The organism is Thioalkalivibrio sp. ALJ3 (genome assembly GCF_000377205.1).
In the GTDB taxonomy this organism is placed as follows: Bacteria; Pseudomonadota; Gammaproteobacteria; order Ectothiorhodospirales; family Ectothiorhodospiraceae; genus Thioalkalivibrio.
This window is the reverse complement of record NZ_KB897905.1, coordinates 340,640-364,719: the sequence shown is the minus strand read 5'-3', so window position 1 is coordinate 364,719 and position 24,080 is coordinate 340,640. Positions and strand designations below refer to the sequence as shown.

At 65.5% G+C, this 24,080-nt stretch carries 18 protein-coding genes; 10 read left to right on the top strand and 8 right to left on the bottom strand.

The genetic code is table 11. From position 1 onward, the window contains the following. Positions 1-6: 6 nt before the first annotated feature. Positions 7-561, bottom strand: coding sequence for a thioredoxin family protein (locus tag C935_RS0101795; RefSeq protein ID WP_018860804.1), 555 nt, complete (start codon positions 559-561; stop codon positions 7-9). Between the two features lie 190 nt (positions 562-751). On the opposite strand from C935_RS0101795, the gene C935_RS0101790 reads away from it, so the two are divergent. The 5 genes from C935_RS0101790 (at position 752) to C935_RS0101770 (ending at position 5,124) form a co-directional block, all read left to right on the top strand. Then, positions 752-1,237 carry an FxsA family protein gene (locus C935_RS0101790; protein ID WP_018860803.1) on the top strand — a complete coding sequence of 162 codons (486 nt, stop codon included), beginning with the start codon at positions 752-754 and terminating at the stop codon, positions 1,235-1,237. A 137-nt stretch (positions 1,238-1,374) separates the two neighbouring features. Next, entirely contained in the window at positions 1,375-1,665 is a 291-nt protein-coding gene (gene groES, locus C935_RS0101785) for a co-chaperone GroES (RefSeq protein WP_018860802.1), read from the top strand. A 54-nt stretch (positions 1,666-1,719) separates the two neighbouring features. Next, positions 1,720-3,381: a chaperonin GroEL gene (gene groL, locus C935_RS0101780; RefSeq protein ID WP_026278586.1), complete on the top strand. Its 1,662-nt coding sequence runs from the start codon at positions 1,720-1,722 to the stop codon at positions 3,379-3,381. A gap of 413 nt (positions 3,382-3,794) precedes the next feature. Continuing rightward, positions 3,795-4,436, top strand: coding sequence for an OmpA family protein (locus C935_RS0101775; protein WP_026278585.1), 642 nt, complete (start codon positions 3,795-3,797; stop codon positions 4,434-4,436). A 187-nt stretch (positions 4,437-4,623) separates the two neighbouring features. Beyond that, positions 4,624-5,124 carry a thioredoxin fold domain-containing protein gene (locus C935_RS0101770; protein ID WP_018860799.1) on the top strand — a complete coding sequence of 167 codons (501 nt, stop codon included), beginning with the start codon at positions 4,624-4,626 and terminating at the stop codon, positions 5,122-5,124. A 22-nt stretch (positions 5,125-5,146) separates the two neighbouring features. Here the strand turns inward: C935_RS0101770 and C935_RS0101765 are convergent, their stop codons facing one another. From C935_RS0101765 to C935_RS0101745, 5 genes are all read right to left on the bottom strand, one after another. Further along, a complete protein-coding gene (locus tag C935_RS0101765) occupies positions 5,147-9,295 on the bottom strand; it encodes a translocation/assembly module TamB domain-containing protein (RefSeq protein WP_018860798.1) in 4,149 nt (1,382 codons plus the stop codon). Beyond that, positions 9,292-11,079 (bottom strand): autotransporter assembly complex family protein, encoded by a 1,788-nt coding sequence (locus C935_RS0101760; protein ID WP_018860797.1) that lies wholly within the window; start codon positions 11,077-11,079, stop codon positions 9,292-9,294. Before C935_RS0101760 ends, C935_RS0101765 begins: the two co-directional genes overlap by 4 nt. A 93-nt stretch (positions 11,080-11,172) precedes the next feature. After that, on the bottom strand, positions 11,173-12,288 hold the full coding sequence (locus C935_RS0101755; RefSeq protein ID WP_018860796.1) for an ABC transporter ATP-binding protein: 1,116 nt from the start codon (positions 12,286-12,288) through the stop codon (positions 11,173-11,175). 1 nt (position 12,289) lies between these two features. Next, on the bottom strand, positions 12,290-13,969 hold the full coding sequence (locus C935_RS0101750; RefSeq protein ID WP_018860795.1) for an iron ABC transporter permease: 1,680 nt from the start codon (positions 13,967-13,969) through the stop codon (positions 12,290-12,292). A gap of 217 nt (positions 13,970-14,186) precedes the next feature. Next, positions 14,187-15,224 (bottom strand): Fe(3+) ABC transporter substrate-binding protein, encoded by a 1,038-nt coding sequence (locus tag C935_RS0101745; RefSeq protein ID WP_018860794.1) that lies wholly within the window; start codon positions 15,222-15,224, stop codon positions 14,187-14,189. 148 nt (positions 15,225-15,372) lie between these two features. On the opposite strand from C935_RS0101745, the gene glnE reads away from it, so the two are divergent. From glnE to C935_RS0101720, 5 genes are all read left to right on the top strand, one after another. Next, a complete protein-coding gene (gene glnE, locus C935_RS0101740; protein WP_018860793.1) occupies positions 15,373-18,300 on the top strand; it encodes a bifunctional [glutamate--ammonia ligase]-adenylyl-L-tyrosine phosphorylase/[glutamate--ammonia-ligase] adenylyltransferase in 2,928 nt (975 codons plus the stop codon). A gap of 13 nt (positions 18,301-18,313) precedes the next feature. Then, positions 18,314-19,234, top strand: coding sequence for a branched-chain amino acid transaminase (locus C935_RS0101735; protein WP_018860792.1), 921 nt, complete (start codon positions 18,314-18,316; stop codon positions 19,232-19,234). 302 nt (positions 19,235-19,536) lie between these two features. After that, entirely contained in the window at positions 19,537-19,761 is a 225-nt protein-coding gene (locus tag C935_RS0101730; protein ID WP_018860791.1) for a zinc-finger domain-containing protein, read from the top strand. Between the two features lie 76 nt (positions 19,762-19,837). Further along, complete coding sequence (hldE, locus tag C935_RS0101725; RefSeq protein ID WP_018860790.1) at positions 19,838-21,274, top strand: bifunctional D-glycero-beta-D-manno-heptose-7-phosphate kinase/D-glycero-beta-D-manno-heptose 1-phosphate adenylyltransferase HldE; 1,437 nt, start codon at positions 19,838-19,840, stop codon at positions 21,272-21,274. Next, a complete protein-coding gene (locus C935_RS0101720) occupies positions 21,271-22,080 on the top strand; it encodes a sulfotransferase (protein WP_018860789.1) in 810 nt (269 codons plus the stop codon). Before hldE ends, C935_RS0101720 begins: the two co-directional genes overlap by 4 nt. 12 nt (positions 22,081-22,092) lie before the next feature. On the opposite strand, the gene C935_RS0101715 is transcribed toward C935_RS0101720, so the two are convergent. Next, positions 22,093-23,382, bottom strand: a complete 1,290-nt coding sequence (locus C935_RS0101715; protein ID WP_018860788.1) for a hypothetical protein — start codon at positions 23,380-23,382, stop codon at positions 22,093-22,095. After that, the gene (locus C935_RS0101710) at positions 23,357-24,037 is read right to left on the bottom strand and encodes a sulfotransferase family 2 domain-containing protein (RefSeq protein WP_018860787.1); all 681 of its coding nucleotides are present in this window, start codon (positions 24,035-24,037) and stop codon (positions 23,357-23,359) included. The genes C935_RS0101715 and C935_RS0101710 overlap by 26 nt, the downstream gene beginning before the upstream one ends. Between the last annotated feature and the right edge of the window lie 43 nt (positions 24,038-24,080).

Sequence of the window (24,080 nt, the reverse complement as noted above, 5' to 3'; positions counted from 1 at the left end):
GGGTACCTATCGCCCGACGCGTTCGCGACGGAAACGAGTGAAATTGCCGTCTTCGTAATGTCCATCGGCGACGAACTCGCCGAGTAGCAGGAATTCGTCCACATCACGCGTAGCTCCGGTGAAGCGCGCGATCGGTTCGCCGTCCAGGTTGAAGAACTGGAATACCGGTGTGGCGCGTACGCGGAAATCGCGGGTCGCGAAGTCCATCATCGATTTGGGTTCGCCCTCGAAGTTGACGACCTCGATGGCGCCTTCCACGTCTACCGCGAAGATGCGGAAGCGTTCCTTGTAAAACTCCTGCACCTCGGGTTGGTTCAGGACCTGATTCTTCATGCGGTGACAGAACGGGCAGTCATCCATCTCGAAGAACAACAGGATGCCTTTTTTGCCGGCCTCTCGGGCCTCCTCCAGCTCCTCAGGGAAATCTCCGAAGGTCGGGTCGAAGAAATGGTGGTTCGGATCGCGTGGGTCTTCTACGCCGGTGCTGCCCAGCCCCGGGAGCGCCAGGAGCAGGGCCATCAGCAGGGCAGGAAGCAGTGTGCCGATGCGGCGCGGTTTCATGCGACTGGGCTCCGGATCTTTAGAAGTCGTTCACGATTAAGACGGGCAAGAGCGTCCCTCAATTCCCTCACGGGTGCAAGGAAAAGAAGAACGAGTCCGAGGGCTGGGGAGCACCCCGCGAATGGGTGTTCGACAGGGGGGTGGGGGCGTGTTCCAATGACTCGTTCGTCTTGTCTGGAATCCATTGGTCATGCGCAGTTCCTTCCTCCCGCTGTTTGTTTTTCTCGGGTTGGTGTTGCTCGAGATCTTCGGTTTTGCCTGGGTGGGCGACGCCGTCGGGGCGCTGGCCACGGTGGCGCTGGTGGTTGCGACAGCGGTCGTGGGCTTGTTGTTGTTTCGCCTGCAGGGGCTCTATCACTGGCGTCGCTTGCAGCAGAGCTTGGCGCGCGGCGAGATGCCCGCACGCGGGCTGGTCGAGGGCTGGCTGCTGATGTCGGCGGCGGTCCTGCTGTTGTTGCCCGGTTTCTTTACCGACGCGGCTGGCTTCGTATTGCTGGTGCCGCCGCTGCGGCGCTGGGCGGCCGAGGGTATCTTGCGCCGAGGTATGATTCGGGCCCGGACGAGCGGGTCGGGTGCGGCCGGTCCGGGTGATCCGATCGAGGGCGAGTTCCGTCGCCACGACACCGATGAGGAGTCCGCCCCCGACGAACGTCTGGACCACAACGACCGCCGCTGAGAATTCTCCTCCGTCAAGACCCTTGACTCGGCTTGGTGTGTCCCTATTATTAGCACTCGTTCGGGGTGGGTGCTAACAGGGCGCCCACCCGACATCCTCACAACCTGTCAAGAACATCGATATAAGGAGTTCGCACCATGAACCTGCGGCCTTTGCACGATCGCGTCATCGTGAAGCGTATGGAAGAAGAGCGCACCAGCCCCGGCGGGATCGTGATCCCGGACTCGGCGGCCGAAAAGCCGATCCGCGGCGAGGTGATCGCGGTTGGTAACGGCAAGATCCTGGAAAACGGCGAAGTCCGCGCCCTGGACGTGAAGGCCGGCGACAAGGTGCTGTTCGGCAAGTATTCCGGCACCGAGGTCAAGGTCGAAGGCGAAGACGTCCTGGTGATGCGCGAAGACGACATCATGGCCGTGATCGAGGGCTAAGCCCCCCGCACGATCCGGCCCCAATTTCCATTTTTTGCAGGAGTAGAACGAGACATGAGTGCTAAAGAAGTCCGTTTTGGTAACGACGCTCGCACCCGCATGGCCAAGGGCGTGAATACCCTGGCCAACGCTGTGAAGGTCACCCTGGGCCCGAAGGGCCGCAACGTGGTCCTGGACAAGGCCTTTGGCGCCCCGACGGTGACCAAGGACGGCGTGTCCGTGGCCAAGGAGATCGAGCTGGACGACAAGTTCGAGAACATGGGCGCCCAGCTGGTCAAGGAAGTCTCCTCGCAGACCTCCGACGCCGCCGGTGACGGCACCACCACTGCGACCGTGCTGGCCCAGTCCATCGTCCGCGAAGGCATGAAGGCGGTCACCGCCGGCATGAATCCGATGGATCTCAAGCGCGGCATCGACAAGGCCGTCAAGTCGGCGACCGAAGAACTGAAGAAGCTGTCCAAGCCTTGCACCGAACACAAGGCGATCGCTCAGGTCGGCTCGATCTCCGCCAACTCTGACACCGCGATCGGCGAAATCATCGCGGATGCGATGGACAAGGTCGGCAAGGAAGGCGTGATCACCGTCGAGGAAGGCTCTTCGCTGGAGAACGAGCTGGATGTCGTCGAAGGCATGCAGTTCGATCGCGGCTACCTGTCGCCCTACTTCATCAACAACCAGCAGAGCATGAGCGCCGAGCTGGACGACGCCTACATCCTCCTGTTCGACAAGAAGATCTCCAACATCCGTGATCTGCTGCCGATCCTGGAAGGCGTGGCCAAGTCCAACAAGCCGCTGCTGATCATCGCCGAAGACATCGAGGGCGAGGCCCTGGCCACGCTGGTGGTGAACTCCATGCGCGGCATCGTGAAGGTCGCGGCCGTGAAGGCCCCGGGTTTTGGCGACCGCCGCAAGGCCATGCTGCAGGATATCGCCGTGCTGACCGGCGGCCAGGTGATTTCCGAAGAGGTGGGTTTGTCGCTGGAGAAGACCACGATCGAGGATCTGGGTCGTGCCAAGAAGGTCCAGGTGACCAAGGAAAACACCACGATCATCGACGGCATGGGGCAGAACAAGGACATCAAGGCCCGCGTGGACCAGATCCGGACCCAGATCGAGGAAGCCACCTCCGACTACGACAAGGAAAAACTGCAGGAACGCGTGGCCAAGCTGGCCGGCGGTGTTGCGGTGATCAAGGTCGGTGCTGCGACCGAGGTCGAGATGAAGGAGAAGAAGGCCCGCGTCGAGGACGCGCTGCACGCCACGCGCGCGGCGGTCGAGGAAGGTGTGGTCCCCGGTGGTGGCGTGGCCCTGCTGCGTGCCTGTGCCGCGATCACCAAGCTCAAGGGCGAGAACGAAGAGCAGACCGCGGGTGTCAACATCGCGCGTCGCGCGATGGAAGAGCCGCTGCGCCAGATCGTCTACAACTCCGGTGACGAGCCGTCCGTGGTCCTGAATCAGGTTCTGGAAGGCAAGGGCAACTACGGCTACAACGCCGCGACCGGCGAGTTCGGCGACATGATCGAGATGGGCATCCTGGACCCGACCAAGGTGACCCGTTCGGCGCTGCAGAACGCCGCATCCGTCGCTGCGCTGCTGATTACCACCGAGGCCATGGTGGCCGAGCTGCCGAAGAAGGATGACGGCGGCGGTGCCGGTGGTGGCATGGACGACATGGCCGGAATGGGCGGCATGGGCGGCATGGGCGGCATGATGTAAGCCGCTCGGCCTTTCTGTTTGGCCAGGCCATACGAGACCCCGCTTCGGCGGGGTCTTTTGTCTGGACCGCGGCGGGCTGTTTTTGTACTGAGGAACCCACAAGTAATCTGTGTGTCCTTAAGGGAACAAGGTGCGTTAATCAGTATCGCGCACTTGCTGACTGGCAGTAGCCCTGCCCAGAGAAAAGAAGGGAGTCGCCTGATCGCAGACAGGTGTTTCCTTAATGTGACAACGTTGTGATGCCGATACAATTCTTGACTGGAATGCGTGCAAAACCGGAAAGCATGTGCCACTATCAAGCTGCTGTAGAGGGCTTGGCGCTCGCTGCTCCAGATTCCGGTCGGGAGTCAACCGTTCGGCAACGCGCTTGTCTCTGATCAGTCGTCGTTTGTTTTTACAAGGAGGCTATGAACATGAATCACAAGCTGGTTAAGAATCTTCTGGCCGCGTCCGTGGCCACGCTGCTGATCGGTACCGCGAGCCAAGCAGTGGCTCAGGAACCGCCGGCGGCCAACGTCACCGATCGTGGCGGCAACGTTGTAATGGACCGTTCAGGCGAGTGCGTACGCACCCGTTCCTGGGCGCCGGAAAACGTGCGCCATTCCGAGTGCGCGGGCTACATCCAGGAAACCGCCGAGGCTCCTGAGCCGGATCCGGCCCCCGAGCCCGAGCCGGAACCGGAACCGGAGTTCGAGACCACCACCCTGAGCGCCCAGGCGCTGTTCGACTTCGATAGCGCCGATCTGCGTCCGGAAGGCCGCGATGCCCTGCGCGAACTGGCCCGCAGCCTGACCGCCGACGACGCCGAGTACAGCTCGGTACTGGTCGAAGGTCACACCTGCACCATCGGCCCGGCCGAATACAACCAGGGTCTGTCCGAGCGTCGCGCCCAGTCCGTGGCCGACTTCCTGGTCAGCGAGGGTGTGCGTGAAGGCGACATCCGCACCGTGGGTCACGGTGAAGAGCGCCCGACCGCCGACAACGCTACCCGCGAAGGCCGCGAGGCCAACCGCCGCGTGGAAGTGACCTCCGACGTGCGCCAGCGTGTCGACTAAGGTCATCCCTTGTCGGTAACCGACCACCGGTTCGTACGGTGGTCCGGGAATCAGGCCCCGCTTCGGCGGGGCCTTTTTTATGAGGGGGCCGGAGCTCGGGTTGCCGATTGCGATGCCGGGGGCCGTTAAGTTTCGGTTAAGCCAGTCGCCCTAGACTGAGTCCAAAAGCCGGAGGGTCTTGCCGATCATGAATCTGGATATGTTCAAGGTGCGCAAGGGGATGGGTCTGGTTGGCCCGGCGCTCATTCTGATGCTGGGGGGCATGCTGGTGTCCGGTGTTGCCTCCGCGCATGGGATCGAGCGGGTCACTGACCTGCGATCCCTGGCTCAGAATGGCGACGGCAAGCCGACCCTGATCATGTTTGCCTCGGACAGCTGTCCGTACTGTGATCGGGCTGAGCATCGCCATCTGGGCCCGATGAGCGAGGACGCGAATTATGACGGCATCCAGATCCGCAAGGTGATGCTCGACCGCGAAGAGGTCCGCGACTTCGATGGCGAGGTGCGCCGCGGTCACGAGCTGGGCCGCGCCTACGGTGCGCGAGTGGTCCCGACCATCATGGCCTTTGATGCCGAGGGCAATCCGGTAGGCGAACCGCTGATCGGCATACCCAACGAGCAGCTTTATCGCAGCCAGATCCGCCAGCGTATCCAGCAGGCCCTGCGCGACAACGGCGAATCGAGTTAGCCACTCGCAATACTGGGCGGCTTCAGCGCTCGATCCGGTAGATCAGGTCCACGGTCTGTTCGGTAGTGCCGGACGAGGTTTCCAGCGTCAGACGACGGCTGAGCTCGTAGCTCAGCAGTACCCGCGAGGTATTGTCGAACAGGCCCACGGAGTAGCGCAGTAGCAGGCGCGGGGACAAATACAGCCCCAGGGTCAGGGCGCTTTCCTCAATGCCGCCTTCGGTATCAATGGTGACTTCGTCCAGTCCCAGTTCCGTCCCGATCCGCTGGGTGATCAGCGCGCTCTGCTCCAGACCATAGGCCGCTGCCGCCGATGCGATCAGGCTGCCGTCCGACTCCGATGCCCCCGACAGTGGCCGTCCGGTCAGCAGGAAGGCCATGGCCTCGGTCTCGTCCATCGCGGGTTCCGAGAAGACCCTTGAGCGCAAGTTATCCGGGGTCCCGCCGATTTCGAGCCCGACGGTTACATTGTATTCGCGTACCGTGCGCACGGCGCGCAGGTCCAGTTCCGGTGTTTCCGCGGGTCCCTGGAACAGCAGGATACCCCGGTCCACGCGCAGGTCCTGGCCGTAGGCATTGAAACGGCCCTCCGGGATGCGAATCTCCCCGAACAGCTGGGTCGGGCGCCCGGCGATCTCCTCGACATCCACTTCGCCGGCAAAGCGGGCCGTAAGCCCGTGGCCGTCGAAGCGCACGTCATCGCCCAGGCGGATGCGGATACGGATGTCTGTCTTCAGCGCCTGCGCCTCTTCCAGCTCCTCGCCCAGAATGATCTCGTCTCCGGAGACGCGGATCGCGCCCGGGGGCAGGTCCGGTGGACGGATCCGGGCCCAGGGCAGCAGCACCTCGCCGCGCACGCGGATGCCATCCTCGGGGGTGAACACCAGCTCCAGGTCCGGGGTGATTGTCGCTTCGGCGTCCACCCGATTCACGGCGAGGAAGTCTTCTCCACGCAGTTGCATCTCGGCACGCGGTCCATCGCCCCCCAGGTCCACGCGACCCGCGAGGTCGATCGCACCATCGCCCGACTCCAGTCGCCCGTCCAGGGTCATCTCTTCGGCGGAGACGACGTTGGCGGTCACCTCGGGGATCGCAATGTCGATCCCGGCATCCGGAATCAGCACGCCCCCGTCGCTAAAGCGCACAGCGCCCTCGACCAACGGGGCATCCAGGCGTCCGCCGAACGTCAGGCGGGCATCCAGCACGCCCCGCAGACGCTGAATGTCGGGGCTTGCCGCCGCAATCCAGGAAAGATCATCCAGGCGTGCCTCGAAGTCGCCGTCAATGCGCATGTCGTCGCCGTCGGGGCGCAACTCGAGCGCCGCCCGCGCGATACCGCCGTCGAGAAAGCCGAGCCGAAACTCGACGTCCACGTCACGGTCGCGTACGCGTGCATCGAGGTGCGCATCCTGATAAGGCACATCCTGCAACTCGCCATCCTCGTCGCGCACCATCAGGCGACCGTCCGTCGGCCGTACGGCCAGGTCCGCCTCGATACGCCCCTGGTCATCCAGACGGCCACTGGCCTCGGCATTGATCTGCCCCTCGATGCCCAATTCAGGTGGCAAAAGGGGCTCCAGCCAGCCAAGCTCCAGGTCTTCCAGTAGTGCATTGAAGTTGCCGCCAGTTGTCTCCTGCCAGCGACCCTCCGCGCAGATGCGCCCGGCTTCCCGGGTCAGGCACAGACGTTCCAGGCGGGCGGACTCCGGGCCCCCTTCCAGAGCGACCGGGGCGGGCAACGACCAGTCCCCCGCCTGGGGCTGGCTCAGGTCCAGCCGAGTCAGTCGGCCGCTCCAGTGCGTGACGTCGAGGTCGAAGCCCCCCGCCAGTGACAGTGCCAGCGTCCCCAGCTCCTGGCCGTCCACGTCCAGATCCAGGCGATGATCGTCGATGGTCCCCGTGGCTCCGAGGCGCACGCTGGCCAGCTGAACCCCTGTGGCCGGCTCCAGGTCTTCAAGCCGCAGATCCAGCCGGGCGGGAGCATCCTCTGCCAGCCCGGCCTGGGCGCTCAACCCCAGCCGGGCCAGTGCGATATCACCCAGCCGGAGTCCGGCACCGTCACCTTCGGCGGCGACCTGTGGTGATTCCGGCGATCCGGTCACATGCGCGTCCAGATTCAGTCGCCCCGCGAGGTCGGGCCACAGCTGCTGCAGTTCCGGGGCATCTACCCGCAGGCGGAAATCCAGCGCCTCGGTCCAGCGGCCATGTGCGTTCAGGGTGTTCGCGCCGAGCGCCAGCTCCAGTTGATCGACCGTCAGGGCGTCGCCTTCCAGCTCGGCCCGTCCGCGCCCCTCGACCGGTTGCTCACGCAGTGTGCCCGTCAGGCGCTCCAGCTCGGCCTGCAGATGCAGTGCCCCGTCCTCGGTCTGCTGGCCCCGGGTGTTGAGTGTCAGGTCGAGGCGGCCCGGCGCCTCGGGTGTGATGATGGCCGGGTCCAGCCCCTCGGCCGCCAGCGCGAGGTCCCAGCCGAGACCGTCGGCCCAATCCACATCTCCCGCCAGGTCCACGCGTCCGCCGTCGTCCATTGCAAGACGCAGGCGGTCGATTCGGGCGCTGGTCTCGGTCAGGTCCATGCGCCCATCCCCGGTCACCGCGATGCCATGGCTCCGGGCCCGCAGGGGGTCCAGCTGCAACTGGGCCCGGAGTTGCCCCGAGGCGGGGGTGTAGTGGCCGCTGGCGGCAAGCTGCAGTTGTTCCAGCTGTCCCTCCAGTTCTTCGTGGAGGCGGGCGAGATCGGGGGCCTCCAGTGCTAGATCCAGCTCGAGATCCAGCACGTGTTCCGGATCCGACAGATCGCCACCCAGTCCCGCGACCTGGCCGCCAAGGGTGGCCGTCAGGGCATCTTCATCGACCTTGAACTGGCTCTCGCGCAAACGGGCCGTCCCGTCCGCGAGTGTCAGGCCCAGCTGGCCGGTCAGGGCATGGTCCTCGAAGTGGCCTTGGAGTTCGTCGATGTCGACAGTGGCTTCAAGGGCCGCGAGCGGAGTCTGTTCGGTATCCAGTGGGAGGTGTCCCCGCAGGTTGGCTCGCAGCCGTTCCAGGCCCGCGTCGAGTTCCAGACCCAGGGGGGCGGGGTCGAGGTCGTCGAGTGCCAGTCGCAGGTCCCAGCCCAGGGCGTCCTCGTCGAAGCGGATGGGGCCGGTGAGCGCCAGCCGGCCAGCCTCGGAATTCAGCCGTAGTGTCTCGATATCGGCCATGGACAAATCACCATGGGCCTGCAACCCGAGTTCGAGTGCGGGCAGCTCATCCAGTCGCGCGCCCGCCTCCAGGCCCAGCGCCCAGTCGTCCGGTTGGCCGGAGGCAAGGAGCCGTCCCGGGGTGACATGTGCGGTCTGGTCCGGGGCGAGACGGTAGGTGAACGGGGTCCAGGTGGCCTCGGCGTCGAAACGCGGGTCCTTCAGCGCATCGACCACCTCGGCCTGCAGGGTCAGCTCCACGCCGGCGCTCAGGACATGGTGCAGCCGGAGGCGTTCACGCAGGTGTCCGTCCAGCTCCAGTCGACCCTTCGCTTCGTTTGTATCCAGGCCTTCCGCCAGGGCGTCCGGCAGGGGCGCGGTCCATGTGCCGTGGGCGTTCACCGCGTAATCGCCTTTGGTCTCGACCCGCGCCTGCAGTTGCGCCTGGATCTCCGGCATGTCCAGGGCGAGTTGCTGGAGTTCCACCAGGGAACCACTGGCGCGCGCCCGTGCCGTGATTTGCGTGATGGCGACAAGAGGCGCGCCTTCGCGGTGCACCCGCAAGTCGTTCAGCAGGACGTCCTCCACCTGCACGACCAGTGGGAGACGGATTGCATCGGGCAGCTCGAGCGGATCGTCGTCATCGATGTCCTCGGGCGGCAGGTCGATCAGCAGCCCGGATGCGTGGACGATCGGGATGCGAAGCTTGCCGCGCAGCCCGGCCTGCGCGTCGATTGCCAAACGCCCCTCGTCCAGTTCGATGCGGGGGCCGTCCGGCAGCGACAGGTAGAGACCGTGGATTGCGAGCTCGGTGAACAGCGTGCCCTCCACGCGTTCGATACGCAGGTCCACGGGCGCGTGTTGCTCGGCCTGTTTGGCCAGCCAGCGCGTGCCGGTCTCGGAGGCGAGCAGCGCGACCAGGCTCCCGATCACCAGGACGACCAGCAGTAGTACCCCGCCGATTAGCCACAGCAGAGTCCTGGCGAGACGCCTCACAGGTCCGGCCCCATGGAGAAGTGGATGCGAAAGTCGTCATCGGAGTCCGGGCCGTGGGCGATATCGACGCGGATCGGCCCCACCGGCGAGCGCCATCGCACGCCCATGCCGACGCCGTAGACCGGGTCGAACTCGGTCCATTCGTTGACGACGTTGCCCGCATCCACAAAGGCGGCAGCACTCCAATTACCGCGAACCGGGATGTCGTACTCCAGGCTGCCGACCACCTTGTGGCGCCCGCCGATCACGTCGCCGTCCTCGTTGGTTGGGCCAACCTTCTGATATCCGTAGCCGCGGATGCTTGCATCTCCGCCGGCGAAGAAGCGCAGGGAACTGGGCAGGTCGCGAACCGAATCCACCTCGGTAAATCCGGCATCGGCCCGGGCCAGTACCCGTCCCGGACCCATCGCGCGCACGAACTTGCCACTGGCCAGCACCTGTGCGAACGAGGTGCTGGACAGGATCTCTTCCTGGGCCCCCTGCACGGTGATATCGAAGCGGTATCCGCGACGCGGGGTCATCGGGTCGTCCGCCTCCATGCGGCCGATGCGGTAGGAAGGGATCAGCAGACGGCTGCGATCCGTCTCATCCCCCACCGTGTAGTCCTCGAATTCGTACCGCAGCCCCTCGGTCGTTTGCCAACCGCCGGTTCTTTGCAGGACACGGTTGGCCCCGATCTGGAATCGGTCGGACTGCTGGGTATCGGTGTCCTCGGTGCGGTAGGTCGTGAACAGGTTCAGCTGCTCACGTAGCGGGTCGCGTAGTGGAATGGCGTAGTTGAAGCCCACACCGGAACGCACAGGCGATGCCTCCAGTTCCGCGTGATACCGGTGGCCTTGCTGGTTGGCATAGCGGTTCTCGAAACGAAAGCGCAGGCGAGGGCCGATGTCGGTGGAGTAGCCGATGCCGGCCTCGTAGCTGTGCCGCCGCCGGGGTTCGAACTCGGCCACGATCGGGACGTGGCGGTCCTCGGCCTGGTCGCGCAGGGGGCGTACCCGTACGCCGGAAAAGTAGCCAGAGTCATTCAGGTTTCGCTGCAGCGCGATGATCTGCGAGGAGCTGTAGGGGTCGCCTTCCTCGAACGGGATCATGCGTTCGACGAATTCTGGCGCGAGGATGTCCTGGTCCAGCGTGACCCGGCCAATGCGGTAGCGATCCCCCGTGTCCATGTGCAGGCGGATGGTCGCGGTGCGGTTCTCGCGGTCGACCTCCAGGCGGCGGGTGTGCAGGTCCGCGTCGAAATAGCCGCGGTCCGCCGCAATCCGCGTCATGCGATTGCGCAGGGTGTCGTAGCGGTCATGGCGCAGGACATCGCCTTCCAGAATGTCGGTCTGGCTGAGCACGGCCTCGAACGCGAGATCGCCGATCCCCTCGCCGGTGATCTGGATGTCGACGGTTTCCACGGTGGTCGGTGGCCCGGGCTCGAACGTCAGGTGCAGGTCCCAGCAGTCGTCATCGCGCTCCAGGCTCAGGTCCAGTTCGGCGTCGTAGTGGCCGACGGCGCGCAGGGCATTGTGAGCGCGCTGTTCGGAGTCGCGCAGCAGGCGGCGCTCGCGAAAGCCGGGCAGGTCGCAGGGCTGTCGTGCCAGATTGAGGCTGTTGCGAATGTTTTCGCGCTGGAGCTCCGTGCCCCCCTCCAGCACCAGTCCCGGTACCGGGCCATCGTCCTCGTCGGCTGCCAGCGGGAATGCCAGCAGCGCCAGGAGGATCCCGATCCATCGAGCCTGTCGTGCCGCGCGCGCATGCGACAGGGGAAACGGATGCGGGCGAGAAAGAAGGGTCATGAAACGATGATACCGGCTACCCGCGTGGATTCGGCAAAGAGCGCGTCCCTATCAGTGTCTCGTCGTGGGTACGAGTTCCCCGGCAGGACGAACTTAGACGCTAGGGCAGTCCACCCCGCTCCCGCGTGAGAAGACCACCAGGTGCGTAAAGTCCAGACGCAGGCGCACATGCTCGCCGATCACGAAGTTGTCGTGGCTGGGCGCCATGCACAGCACGCTGATCCCGTCGGGGAGCTTCAGGGTGTAGAGGAAGTCGGCTCCGCGGAAGGCCTTGTCGAGGATCTCGGTTTGCACCGTGCCCTGTTCGTTGTCGATGGTGATGTCGTCCGGGCGCACCAGTACGTCGACCGCGGTGCCCGGCGGGAGCTGCTCGGACATCGACCCCTGTATCTCGCCGAAGGCCGTGTCGACCCGGTCTTCAGTGCAGATCATGCCGGGGATCAGCGTGCCCTCGCCGACGAAGTCCGCGACAAAACGGTCGGCCGGGCGATGGTAGAGGTTGTAGGCGGTATCCCACTGGGCAATGCGGCCCTGGTGGATCACCGCGATGCGATCGGCGAAGGCGAAGGCCTCGTGCTGGTCGTGGGTCACCAGGATCGCGGTGGTGTGCTCCGCCCGCAGGATGCGCCGGACCTCGCGGGCCAGGTCGCCGCGCAGCTCCACGTCCATGCTGGAGAAGGGCTCGTCCAGCAGCAGGAGCGCGGGCTTCGGCGCCAGGGCGCGCGCCAGCGCGATGCGCTGCTGCTGGCCGCCGGACAGGGCATGCGGATAGGCCTCGCCGTATCCGGACAGACCCACGAGCTTCAGCAGCGTCTGGACGCGTTCGGTGCGTGCCTCGCGGCTCCAGTCGCGGATGCCGAAGGTGATGTTGTCGGCGACGTTCAGGTGCGGGAACAGCGCGAAATCCTGGAATACCATTCCGACACCACGCCGTTCGGGGGGCACCGTATGCCCCGCCTCGCTGACGGCCCGCCCGCCCAGGTGGATGGCCCCGCGCATCACCGGTTCGAACCCCGCAATCGCACGCAGCAGGGTGGTCTTGCCGCAGCCGGAGGGGCCCAGCAGGCAGCCGATCTGGCCCTCGGTCAGGGCCAGCGAGACCCCGTGCACCACAGCCTTGCCGTCGTAGCCGATGTCGACATGGTCGAGCTCCAACAGCGGCGTATGGGTGACCTGGATGGCGGCGTTGGAAGTAGCGGCTTGTGTCATGTCAGGTCGTACCAGCGGGCATGGGGAGCGGTTTCTGTGGCTCGTCGGCCTCGGTGTCCGGGCGCTGGTTGGCCGCGCCCTGACCGGGCCGCGAACGACCGATGGTCATCGACAGCAGGATAACGGGAACCAGCCCGACCAGCACGATGGCCAGTGCGGCACTGGAGGATTCCGCCAGCCGTTCGTCGCCGGCCAACTCGAAGGCCCGCACCGCGAGGGTGTTGAAGTCGAACGGGCGCAGGATCAGCGTCGCGGGAAGCTCTTTGAGCACATCGACAAAGACCAGCAATAAAGCGGTCAGCAGGGTGCCGCGCATGATCGGCAGGTGCACGCGGGTCAGCGTCTGCAGGGGGCGCATGCCCAGTGAACGGGCGGCATCGTCCATGCTCGGCTGAATCTTGCCCAGCCCCGCCTCCACGGTCTGCAGCGAGACCGCGAGAAAGCGCACCGCGTAGGCGAACAGCAGGGCGAACACCGTGCCCGACAGCAGCAGCCCGGTCGACAGCCCGAAGGTGTCGCGCATGAAGCCATCCAGAGCGTTGTCAAAGGCGGCGAACGGGATCATTACGCCAATCGCGATCACGGTGCCGGGGATCGCGTAGCCCATGCCCGCCACGCGCACGGCGAGATTGGTGAAGGTCCCGCCCTGCATGCGCTTGGCATAGGCCAGTACCAGCGCAAGGACGACGGCGATCACGGCCGCGGCCACCGCCAGCCAGAAGGTGTTGAACACCAGCTCGGCGAAGCGGGCATTCATCCAGTGGTCGGTGGTTTGTACCGCCCAGATCGAGAGTTGCGCGGCGGGCAGCAGGAAGCCGAGTACCACCGGCAGCAGGCAGGCGGTGAACGCCGCCGCGGCTTTCCAGCCCTTCAGGCGGTAACGTGGCAGGGTGGAATAGCGGCGGCTGGTGTGATGGAAGCGGGCCTTTGCACGCGACCATCGCTCCAGCACGATCAGTATGAACACGAAGGTCAGCAGTACTGCCGAGAGCTGCGCGGCGGCGGCCGGGTCGCCCAGCCCGTACCAGGTGCGGAACACACCGGTGGTAAAGGTACTGATGCCGAAATAGGCGACCGTTCCGTAGTCCGCGAGCACCTCCATCAGCGCGAGGGTCAGCCCGGCGATGATCGCCGGTCGGGCCAGCGGCAGGGCCACGCGGCGAAACCCGCCGAATGGCCCCTGGCCCAGCGTGCGCGAGACCTCCAGCACGCAGACCGACTGCTCCAGAAAGGCCGCGCGGCTGAGCAGGTATACATACGGGTAGAGCACCAGCATCAGCATGACCATCGCTCCGCCGAGCGAGCGGATCTCGGGGAAAAAATACTCCCCGTAGCCCAGCCCGGTCAGGTCGCGGATCAGGCTCTGCACCGGCCCCGAGAAGTCCAGCATGCCGGTATAGGTGTAGGCGATGATGTAGGCCGGCATCGCCAGCGGCAGCATCAGCGCCCACTGGAAGATCCCGCGTCCGGGGAACTCGCACATGCTGACCAGCCAGGCGACCGGGACGCCGATCAGCAGCACCCCGATGCCGACGCCGACCACCAGCGCCAGGGAGTTGGTGACGTAGTCGGCCAGTACCGTCTGGCGCAGGTGTTCCCAGACCTCGCCCGCCGGAATGAATACATGCCCGAAGATCACCAGGACCGGCAGCGCGAGCACCAGCGCCACCGTAATCGCCACGACCGACCACAGGCTGAACGACAGTCGCGGCCTGCCCCGGGAAGTGGTTCGCGTATCGGGCAGAGCTGGGTTGGAGGGCTGGGTGCTCATGGAGTGCGAATAATAAAGGTTCTTGTTTCGAATACCACCAAGACCGTTCCCCCATTAAAGGCTTCGCAGAAACAGCAAGCCCCCGGGCGGAGCCGGGGGCTTGCGAAACGCGTGGGCCCGAAGGGCATCAGCGCCAGCGTACGCGGTCCATGATTCGCACGGCCTCGCTGTTGTTGTCCCCCAGAAGGTGAAGCTCAATGTCGTCGGATTCGAATTCGCCAAAGCCCTGCAGGATCTCGCTGGCCGGTACGTCATCCCGGATCGGGTATTCCTGGTTGGCTTCGGCGTACCACTGTTGCGCCTTCTGCGAGGTCAGGAACTCGATCAGGCGGATGGCGTTGTCGCGGTTCGGGGCATGCGCCGTGACGCCCGCACCACTGATGTTCACGTGTGTACCGCGGTCGTCCTGATTGGGCCAGAAGACGCCGATCTGTTCGGCGACATCGCGGTCGCTACCGTCGCCGGCCAGCATCAGGCCCAGGTAGTAGGTGTTGGCGATCGCAACATCACAGACCCCGTCGGCTACCGCGCGAATCTGGTCGCGGTCGCCGCCCTGCGGCCGGCGCGCCATGTTGTTCACGATGCCCTCGGCCCACGCCTCGGCGGCCTCCGCGCCTTCGGTCGCGATCATCGCGGCCACCAGCGACTGGTTGTAGACGTTGTCGGACGAGCGAATGCAGATGCGGCCTTCCCATTGTTCGTCGGTCAGGGCCTCGTAGGTGGACAGGTCTTCCGGATCGACCCGGTCCTTGTGATAGAGGATCGGACGCGCGCGCAGTGACAGGCCGTACCACTCGCCTTCCGGATCGCGATAGCGCTCGGGGATGTTCTCGTTCAGTGTGTTGGATTCCACGGACTGCAGCACGCCCGCCGCCTGTGCGTGGTGCAGGCGCCCGGCGTCTACAGTAATCAGCACATCCGCGGGCGAGTTGCGCCCCTCGTGGCGCAGGCGCTGCAGCAGGCTGTCCGCGCTGCCGGTCACCAGATTGACTTTGATGCCCGTCTCCTCGGTGAACTGCTCGAGCAGGGGCTGGATCAGGTTTTCCTGCCGTGCCGAGTACAGGTTGACTTCGTCTTCGTCGGCCGGGCTGCAGCCGACCAGGGGCATGGAGACGGCCACGGCCGCGGCGGCCATCACCAGCCAGGAAAGGGGGCGAAACGACATGCTGAATCTTCCTCGTGGAAACATTGACGAGAACGATTGTTATTTGTGTTCGCATCCTTGTCAACGATTTTCTGCTGCTGGATCGGGGCTTTGAGCCGCGCCGAAGAAAGGGTATGCACATTGGCGGGTGTTTCCCTAAGCTTGGCCCATGGACAAGCCCCTGCCCGAGAACCCCGAAGCCCTGCCTCCCTTTTTGGACGAAGAGGTCGCGCACCTGCTGAAGGACCTCGGCGACAAGACCCAGTGGCCCGACAGCTTGACGGGTCAGTCGGCCAGCCCGCTGGCCTTCAGCCACTACCTCGCCCAAACGGTGGGGCGCCATCCGGACTATCTGCTCGATACCCTGGATGACGAGGGGCACGTGCCCGAGCGCGACGATGAAGCGTTTGCCGCGATGCTGAGCACCGCGTTGCAAGACGTCGACAGCGAAGAGCAACTGAAACAGGCGCTACGCGAGATCCGCCATCGCGAGATGATCCGAATCGCCTGGCGGGACCTGGAGGGGCGTGCGGACCTGGACGAGGTGATGCATGACCTCAGCCGACTCGCCCAGGGCCTGATCCGGGGGGCGCTGGAGTGGCTCGACCGACACTACCAAGGCCGCCATGGCCAGCCGCGCGGGGCCGATGGCGCAGCGCAGTCGCTGGTCGTGCTGGGCTTGGGAAAACTCGGCGGTGGCGAGCTCAACTTCTCTTCCGATATCGACCTGATCTTTGCCTACGCGGAGACTGGCGAGACCGATGGCGAACGGGTGCTGGACAACGGTGCGTACTTTCAGAAGCTGGGGCGTGCCCTGATCGCGGCGCTGTCCGAGGTAACCGCGGATGGCTTTTGCTATCGCGTCGACATGCGCCTGCGCCCATTCGGTGACTCGGGCCCGCTGGTGATGCACTTCGATGCGATGGAGGACTACTACCAGGCGCATGGCCGCGAATGGGAGCGCTATGCCCTGATCAAGGCGCGCCCGCTGGCGGGGGACGCGGCTGCGGGGGATGCGCTGATGAAGCGCCTGCGACCGTTCATCTACCGCCGCTATCTGGACTACGGCACGCTCGCCAACCTGCGCGAACTCAAGCAGATGATCAACGACGAATCCGCGCGGCGCGGGCGTTACGAGGACGTGAAGCACGGCGAGGGCGGGATCCGCGAGATCGAATTTATTGCGCAGTCGTTTCAGTTGATTCGCGGCGGGCGCGACCAAGCCCTGCAGCGGCGCGACCTGCTGGGTGTGATGGAGGTGCTGCGCGCACGCGAGCTGCTGCCAGGCTACGCCGTCGATCAACTGGAGCGCAGTTATCGCTTTCTGCGCCGGATCGAGAACCGTCTGCAGATGCTCAACGATCAGCAGACCCATCGCTTGCCGCGCTCCACCGGCGATCGGACGCGTCTGGCCCTGTCGCTGGGGTTCGACAGCGAGGTGACCTTCGAAGCGGCGCTGGTGCGCGAGCAGCGCCGGGTGCATGCCCATTTCGAGCAGGTGTTTACTGCCCCTCAGCGCGACGATGCCGAATCGATGGACAGCTCGCCCGAGGCGGATCGCGAACAGCAACTGCACCGTCTGTGGCAGGGATCGCTGGACGACGATGTGGCGCGGGAGGTTCTTGGCTCCCTTGGCTTCGACGACGCCGGAGCAGCCCTGGAAGGGCTGGTGGAGTTGCGCGAGAGCCCCGGCGTACGTGCGATGAGCACCACTGGACGTCAGCGCCTGGATCGGCTGATGCCGCTACTCGTCGGGGCGCTGGCCGAGCTGGACGCCCCGGATACGGTGCTGCCTCGCGCGCTGCAGATGGTGCGGACGATCGCCCGACGCTCGGTATATCTGTCGCTGCTGGTCGAGAACCCGCTGGCGCTGTCGCAGCTGGTCAAGCTGGTCGCGGCCAGTCCCTGGATCAGCGAGCAGCTGACGCGTTTTCCCGTCCTGCTGGACGAGTTGCTCGATCCGCGCGCCTTGTACGCCCCGCCGGACCGGGACGGACTGCGCGAGGAACTGGAAGCGGAACTCGCGCAGTTCCCGGGCGAGGACCACGAGCAGATGCTGGACCGCCTGCGCCAGTTCAAGCAGGTGCAGACATTGCGCGTGGCGGCGGCGGACATCATGGGCTTTTTGCCCCTGATGAAGGTCTCCGATCACCTGACCTGGTTGGCGGAGGTAATGCTCGAACGGGTGCTCCAGCTGGCCTGGGACAAGCTGGTCGAGCGTCATGGCGAGCCGCGCTGTGGCGAGGGCGACGACCTTCGCCCGGCACGCTTCGCGGTGATCGGTTACGGCAAGCTGGGCGGTTTCGAGCTGGGCTACGGCTCCGATCTGGACGTGGTGTTCCTGCATGACTCCGAGGGTGACGAGGCCCAAACCGTCGGGCCTAAAGCCATCGACAATGCGGAGTTCTTTGCCCGTGTCGCGCAGAGGATTGTCCACCTTCTGGGCGCATTCACTCCGGCTGGAAGACTGTATGAGGTGGATACTCGCCTGCGGCCCAGTGGAACCTCCGGTTTGCTGGTCAGCGGGCTACGGGCCTTTCGCCGTTATCAGGACGAGTCCGCCTGGACCTGGGAGCATCAGGCACTGGTGCGGGCGCGCTTTGTCGCTGGCGATGCCGAGCTGGGCAGGGAGTTTGATGCCCTTCGTCACGAGGTGCTGACCCGCGAACGAGATGCCACTGCCCTGCGGGCCGAGGTGATCGAGATGCGCCAGCGCATGCTGGCCGAGCATGCTTCGAAGAAGGGCCAGGGCTTCCATCTCAAGCGCGACCGGGGCGGTATCACTGATATCGAATTCATGGTTCAATACTGGGTTTTGGTATCCGCCCACGACCATCCCGCCGTCTGCGACTGGCCGGACAAGATCCGCACGCTGGAGACCCTCGGGCACGAGGGCGTAATCAGCGAGGACTTGAGCGAAACGCTGGCGGATGCCTATCGGGATTTGCGCAACCGCATCCACCGCCTGACGCTGGCGGGTAGGGACGCCCGGGTCGAGGAACCGGACGACGACTTGCTGGCGGTGCGCGACCGCGTAATCGAAACCTGGAATGAGCTGTTCGGCGTGCCGGATCCGGCCGCGAACGAGAACGCCTAGAGGGATACAAGACATGTCGATGGCCGACCGCGACGGGGTGATCTGGCTGGACGGGCAGATGGTGCCCTGGCGCGAGGCGCAGACCCACGTACTGACCCACACCCTGCACTACGGCATGGGCGTGTTCGAGGGCGTGCGCGCCTACAAGACCGAGCGCGGTCCGGCGATCTTTCGCCTGCAGGACCACACCCGGCGCCTGTTCAACTCCGCCAAGATCCTCGGCATGACCATCCCGTATTCTGCCGACGAGCTGAATGACGCGCAGGTCGCCTCGGTACGCGACAACGGCCTGGAGAGCGCCTACCTGCGCCCGATGTGCTTCCTCGGGTCCGAGGGCATGGGGCTGCGCGCGGATAACCTCAAGGTGCACGCGATGGTCGCGGCCTGGCACTGGGGCAGCTATCTCGGCGACGAGGGGATGGAGAAGGGCATCCGCATTCGCACCTCCTCCTACAGCCGGCACCACGTGAACGTGACCATGTGCAAGGCCAAGGCCAACGGCAACTACATGAACTCGATGATGGCCCTGCAGGAAGCGACCCGCTGCGGCTATGACGAAGCCATGCTGCTGGACACCGAAGGCTACGTGGCCGAGGGTAGTGGCGAGAACATCTTCCTGGTCCACGATGGCGTGTTGTGCACCCCGGATCTGACGTCCGCGTTGGACGGCATCACCCGTCGCACGGTGATCACCCTGGCCGAGGAGGAGGGCCTGCGCGTGGTGGAGAAGCGCATCACCCGCGACGAGGTCTACATCGCCGACGAGGCCTTCTTCACCGGTACCGCCGCCGAGGTAACCCCGATCCGCGAGGTCGACGACCGCCCGATTGGCTCCGGTACCCGCGGACCGATTACCGAGCGCCTGCAATCGCGCTATTTTGATGTCGTACAGGGCCGCGACCGTCAGCACGACGGGTGGCTGACCTACCTCTAGGGAAACACTGATTAATGTACACGCTCGCGCTGGTACCCCAGGTTTTCCGAGACAAGGCGCGGTGCGCAGCCGGTAGTGGTTCTACCGGCAAGGACCGCAACGCAGGATCGGGGAACCTGGGGTGCCAACCCCCACAAGCTATTGAAAGACGGGGCTCGGCCGCTTTTGCGCGGGAACGGCGTTGCGGTTCCCTTGTGCAGAATGACTGCACGGCAGTCACCGCGCCTTGTTCGCACGCAAAAGCGACTCGAGCGCGAGCGCGTGCATTAATCAGTGTTTCCCCAACACGCGAGACGAAAACCATGGTCAATCCCGATACCGCCCATCACCAGGACCAGTACGAGACCGCGAACGCGCAGCCGGAGATCACGGTCACCAAGAAAGACCTGCCGCTGCACTGCCCGACGCCGAAGATGGCGCTGTGGGCCTCGCATCCGCGCGTCTTTCTGCCGATCGACGAGACCCCGGACGGCCGCTTCCAGTGCCCGTACTGCGGTACCCAGTTCATCCTGAAGGACGACGCCTGATCACCGGGCACCCGCCCCCCGGCGCACATGTCGGGGCGAATCGTGCCCGTCCCGGGCGTTCCCGCGCACGCATCCGATGAAGCTCTCCCTGCCCCCGTTCGATCAGGCCCGTGTGCTGGTGATTGGCGATCTGATGCTGGATCGCTACTGGCACGGCGGTACCGACCGGATCTCGCCCGAGGCCCCGGTCCCGGTAGTCCATGTGCGCGAGATCGAACAGCGCCCGGGCGGGGCCGGCAACGTCGCACTGAATCTTGCTGCCCTGGGCGGTCATGCCGATCTGGTCGGTGTGACCGGCGAGGACGAGGCCGCGGCCGAACTGACCGGTCTGCTCGAGGGGTCGGGTGTGGCCTGCCACTTCCGCCGCCAGGCGGGTGCGGCCACCATCACCAAGCTGCGCGTGATCAGCCGTCATCAGCAGTTGATCCGCCTCGACTTCGAGGACGGTTTCCCCGGCACCCGCGCCGCCGATCTGCTCCCGCAGGTCGAACCCCTGCTGGCCAACTGCGGCGCCGTGGTCCTGTCCGACTACGCCAAGGGTGCGCTGCGCGACCCGCAACCCCTGATCCAGGCCGCCCGCGCCGCCGGAGTCCCCGTACTGGTGGACCCCAAGGGCCACGACTTCTCGCGGTACCGAGGCGCGGATCTGATCACCCCCAATCTCGCCGAACTGGAGGGTGTGGCAGGTCCCTGTCCGGACGATGAAAGCCTGGAACAGGCGGCCCGCGGCGTGACGGAGCGCTGCGGGATCCCGGCGCTCCTGGTCACGCGCGGCGCGGCCGGGATGACGTTGTTCCGCGAGGGGCAGGCGGCCGTGCATCAGCAGGCCCGGGCGCGCGAGGTGTTCGACGTGACCGGTGCGGGCGATACGGTGATCGCCACCCTGGCCGCCGCCCTGGCGGCGGGCGCGACCATCGAGGACGCGATGCAGCTGGCCAACCTGGCGGCGGGCATCGTGGTCGGCAAGCTGGGTACCGCCACCGTCTCGCTGCCCGAGATCGAGCGCGAGATCTACGCTCCCCGGGCGGCCGGTCAGGGCATGCTGTCCCGTGCCGAGCTGGCGGAGGTGCTGCGCCGGGCTCGTTCAGCGGGCGAGCGGGTCGTGATGACCAACGGCTGTTTCGACATCCTGCACGCCGGCCATGTCGCCTATCTCGCCCAGGCCCGTGCCCTAGGAGACCGGCTGCTGGTCGCGGTTAACGACGATGCCTCCGTGCGTCGACTGAAGGGAGAAGGACGCCCGGTGAATCCGTTGGACCAGCGCATGGCTGTCCTGGCGGCCCTGGGCGCGGTGGACTGGGTGGTCCCGTTCTCCGAGGACACCCCGGCCGACCTGATCGCCGACGTCCTGCCGGACGTACTGGTCAAGGGCGGCGATTATCGACCCGACGCCATCGCCGGACACGATGCGGTGGTGGCGAACGGCGGCGAGGTACGAGTGCTGGATTTCATGGGCGACTGTTCCACCAGCGCTGTGGTGGAACGCATACGAGCGAGTCAGGAACAACGATGAAAGTACTCTACCTTGTGGGGATGGGCCGCAGTGGTTCGACGCTGACGGATATCCTGCTGGACGCCCACAGCCAGATTCGGGCGCTGGGCGGGGTGCGGCGGCTGGCACACTATGCGCGCAAGCATCCCTGTCCCTGTGGTGCCCCCAGTTTCTGGGAGTGCGAGTTCTGGTCGGCCGTCAATGCCCGCCTGGAGGAACGTCTTGGCTGTACCCTGGAGACGCTCGATGTGCACGCCCGCGATCCGGCGCGTTTCAATGAACACAATCGCACGCTGTTCGAGGTGGTCTCCGAGGTCAGCAACGTACCGTTCGTGACCGACAACTCCAAATCGGTGCAGCGCCTGCGACGCCTGATGGCCGCGCCCGACATCGACGTCATTCCGATCCATGTCCTGCGTGACCCGCGCGGCCGCGCCCAGTCGTTGCGCAAGCGCAAACAGCAGAACTACATCCCCACGTTTTCGTATTCGCATCGCTCGCTGCGGCTCTACTACCTCCTGCGCAACGAGCCGCACATCGTGCTGAACTACGAAAAGCTGGCGTACGATCCGGAAGATCAGCTGCCGAAGCTGATGGCCCGGCTGGGTCTGGAGTTCGAGCGGCCGCAGCTCGACGCTTGGGCGGAGATGCCGCACCACAACATCGGTTCCGCGGATGTCTTTCGCAAGACCGAGGGCAGCCAGATACGGCCCGACGATGCCTGGAAACAGGTGATCCCGCCCTACATGCAGCGCATCCAGAACCTGATTGCCTGGCCGGGCCGGGTCGCCAACGACGCCAAGGAGCGTCGCTGGGGAATCGACTGAGTCCCCGCTGGTTCAGCGAGGCTTACTGACCCGTTCCAGCCATGACCGGTCGCCCTCCGCGGCCCGCAGAAACCCCCGCGACTCCGGACGTCCGAAGGCCAGCGGCAGGGGATCAAGGATCCACAGCGCCTGGCCATCGCTGCCCAGCATGCGCGGGTCCCGCCCCCGAAAGCGGATCCCGTAATCGCGCAGCTCGGCCCACAGGGTCTCGGCCGCCGCTCCCGGGGGATCGCTGGCGGCATTCAGCGGGCGCAACTCCGGGTCCGTCTCCCAGACCAGCCAGACCAGGCCGCGATCTGCGGCGATAATCGCTACCGGCCGCGGCACCGAGAGTCCCAGACGCCGCAGCGTGAGGGCATGACTCCAGGCCCGCCGGGCGATCTGGCGCGTGAGGACCGGGCGCAGCAGGCCGGGTAGCGCCTGCCAGTGGGCATCGATTCGCTGTGCCCGGTATGACCGATCGGCATGGCCGGAGAGCCCATCCGGCAGTTCGCCGGTTTCGTGCAGTTGGCGAGCGAGGTGTTCGGCCTGTCCACGGGCAAGCGCCCGTCGGTCATGAATCACCCCGAGCTCATCCATACGGAATCGGGGGTAGTGCTTCCACCCCCGGCACGCCCGCCGGGCGACGCGGCGGGCGTGCCGGAGGCGGGCACGGCGCAGGTCGCGCAGGCAGCGTTGCAACCCAGCTTCCGTCACTTCCCAGCCTCTCATTTCGTGATACTGCCGGAAGCCCTCCCGTATTAGTGTCTCGGGCAAGCGGGTCTTGGAGGCGTACAGCCGTTGCAGGTGGTCGAGGGCCGCTCGGCGGCCGAGTGGCCCGTTGCGGCGACGCACGCGATCTCCGTCGATGGCGAACAGACGCCCCTCACGGGGGATGAAGTTCAGCCAGTTGAGATCGTTCTGGACGATGCCGGCGCGATGGTGTTCGGCCAGTGTGGCCAGCAGGCGTGCATGGGCCTGGTCTCCCGGGTCTTCCCCGGACGGTGGCCAGGGTTCGTCCGCCTCGACGAGATCCAGGACCAGCAGCCAGGCGCGGTATCGGGGGCAGTAAGCGGCGTGGTGTACGGCTGGAGCGGGGACGCCAGCGGCTTCCAGCAGGCGCGCTCCACGCGTCCCGCGCCGCCATTCGGCCCACTGGCCGATGCGTCCAAGGTAGAACTTGGCGACCACCGGCTGCCCACTGGCAAGCCGGGCGCGGAAGATCCGTCGTTTGCCCGGGTACTCGTGAATGCACTGTTCCAGTGCGAGCGTTCCAAGCCCGGGGATCTCCGGGCGGTCACCCGTTTCCGGTGTGCGGCGCATCGAACTGGTAGCCCAGCAGGTCCAGGTCGCGGCGATAATGCTGCGCGACCAGCTCCACGAGGGCATCGTCGTAGTAGGTCCGGTAGTCGTCGCGTTCGGTGGCGCGGCGCAGATGCGGCAGCTCCGGCGCAGGTATCCCGATGCGGTCGCAGATGGTCCGGAAATCCTCCTGCAGGTTCTCGTAGCGGCCGATGAAGTCGACGATCACCCGGCCCTGGAGATCCACGATGTACTCGTGCTGCAACTCCGCCGAGGTGTCCAGCATGTAGTCGTACGGGCGCTCGGGATCGAACTTCAGGCGCAGGAAATCTCCGAAGGACTTGACCCCTTTCAGGACCTCCGGCTTCTCCCGCTGGATGTGATGCCAGGAACTCACCTGAAGATCCCACGGGTTGCGCACGATCGCGCACTTGAACAGCTCGCGGTAGACCGGCTCCGGCAGCATCTCCTTCGCCGCGATCGCTTTCGCGTGGCGGGGGAACTTCAGTCCCAGCTTGTGCCGGGGGCGGGTCAGCTGGCTGACCTGGCTCGCCGCCCACAGCGGAATGCTGTACCACCCGCCCCAGCGGTACGGCCGCAGCGCCGCCCGGATGCTGGTCCCGCCCGTCTTGGCGATGTGCACGAACAGGAAATTCTTGCGGTATGAAATCAGCATGTAGCGGAGGCTGGCAGGGGGCAGTGGCGGTATTGTAACCGCG

Coding starts and splice junctions, on each gene's coding strand:
- C935_RS0101795 (WP_018860804.1), bottom strand. CDS start 561: ATGAAACCGCGCCGCATCGGCACACTGCTTCCTGCCCTGCTGATGGCC.
- C935_RS0101790 (WP_018860803.1), top strand. CDS start 752: ATGCGCAGTTCCTTCCTCCCGCTGTTTGTTTTTCTCGGGTTGGTGTTG.
- groES (WP_018860802.1), top strand. CDS start 1,375: ATGAACCTGCGGCCTTTGCACGATCGCGTCATCGTGAAGCGTATGGAA.
- groL (WP_026278586.1), top strand. CDS start 1,720: ATGAGTGCTAAAGAAGTCCGTTTTGGTAACGACGCTCGCACCCGCATG.
- C935_RS0101775 (WP_026278585.1), top strand. CDS start 3,795: ATGAATCACAAGCTGGTTAAGAATCTTCTGGCCGCGTCCGTGGCCACG.
- C935_RS0101770 (WP_018860799.1), top strand. CDS start 4,624: ATGAATCTGGATATGTTCAAGGTGCGCAAGGGGATGGGTCTGGTTGGC.
- C935_RS0101760 (WP_018860797.1), bottom strand. CDS start 11,079: ATGACCCTTCTTTCTCGCCCGCATCCGTTTCCCCTGTCGCATGCGCGC.
- C935_RS0101755 (WP_018860796.1), bottom strand. CDS start 12,288: ATGACACAAGCCGCTACTTCCAACGCCGCCATCCAGGTCACCCATACG.
- C935_RS0101745 (WP_018860794.1), bottom strand. CDS start 15,224: ATGTCGTTTCGCCCCCTTTCCTGGCTGGTGATGGCCGCCGCGGCCGTG.
- glnE (WP_018860793.1), top strand. CDS start 15,373: ATGGACAAGCCCCTGCCCGAGAACCCCGAAGCCCTGCCTCCCTTTTTG.
- C935_RS0101735 (WP_018860792.1), top strand. CDS start 18,314: ATGTCGATGGCCGACCGCGACGGGGTGATCTGGCTGGACGGGCAGATG.
- C935_RS0101730 (WP_018860791.1), top strand. CDS start 19,537: ATGGTCAATCCCGATACCGCCCATCACCAGGACCAGTACGAGACCGCG.
- hldE (WP_018860790.1), top strand. CDS start 19,838: ATGAAGCTCTCCCTGCCCCCGTTCGATCAGGCCCGTGTGCTGGTGATT.
- C935_RS0101720 (WP_018860789.1), top strand. CDS start 21,271: ATGAAAGTACTCTACCTTGTGGGGATGGGCCGCAGTGGTTCGACGCTG.
- C935_RS0101715 (WP_018860788.1), bottom strand. CDS start 23,382: ATGCGCCGCACACCGGAAACGGGTGACCGCCCGGAGATCCCCGGGCTT.
- C935_RS0101710 (WP_018860787.1), bottom strand. CDS start 24,037: ATGCTGATTTCATACCGCAAGAATTTCCTGTTCGTGCACATCGCCAAG.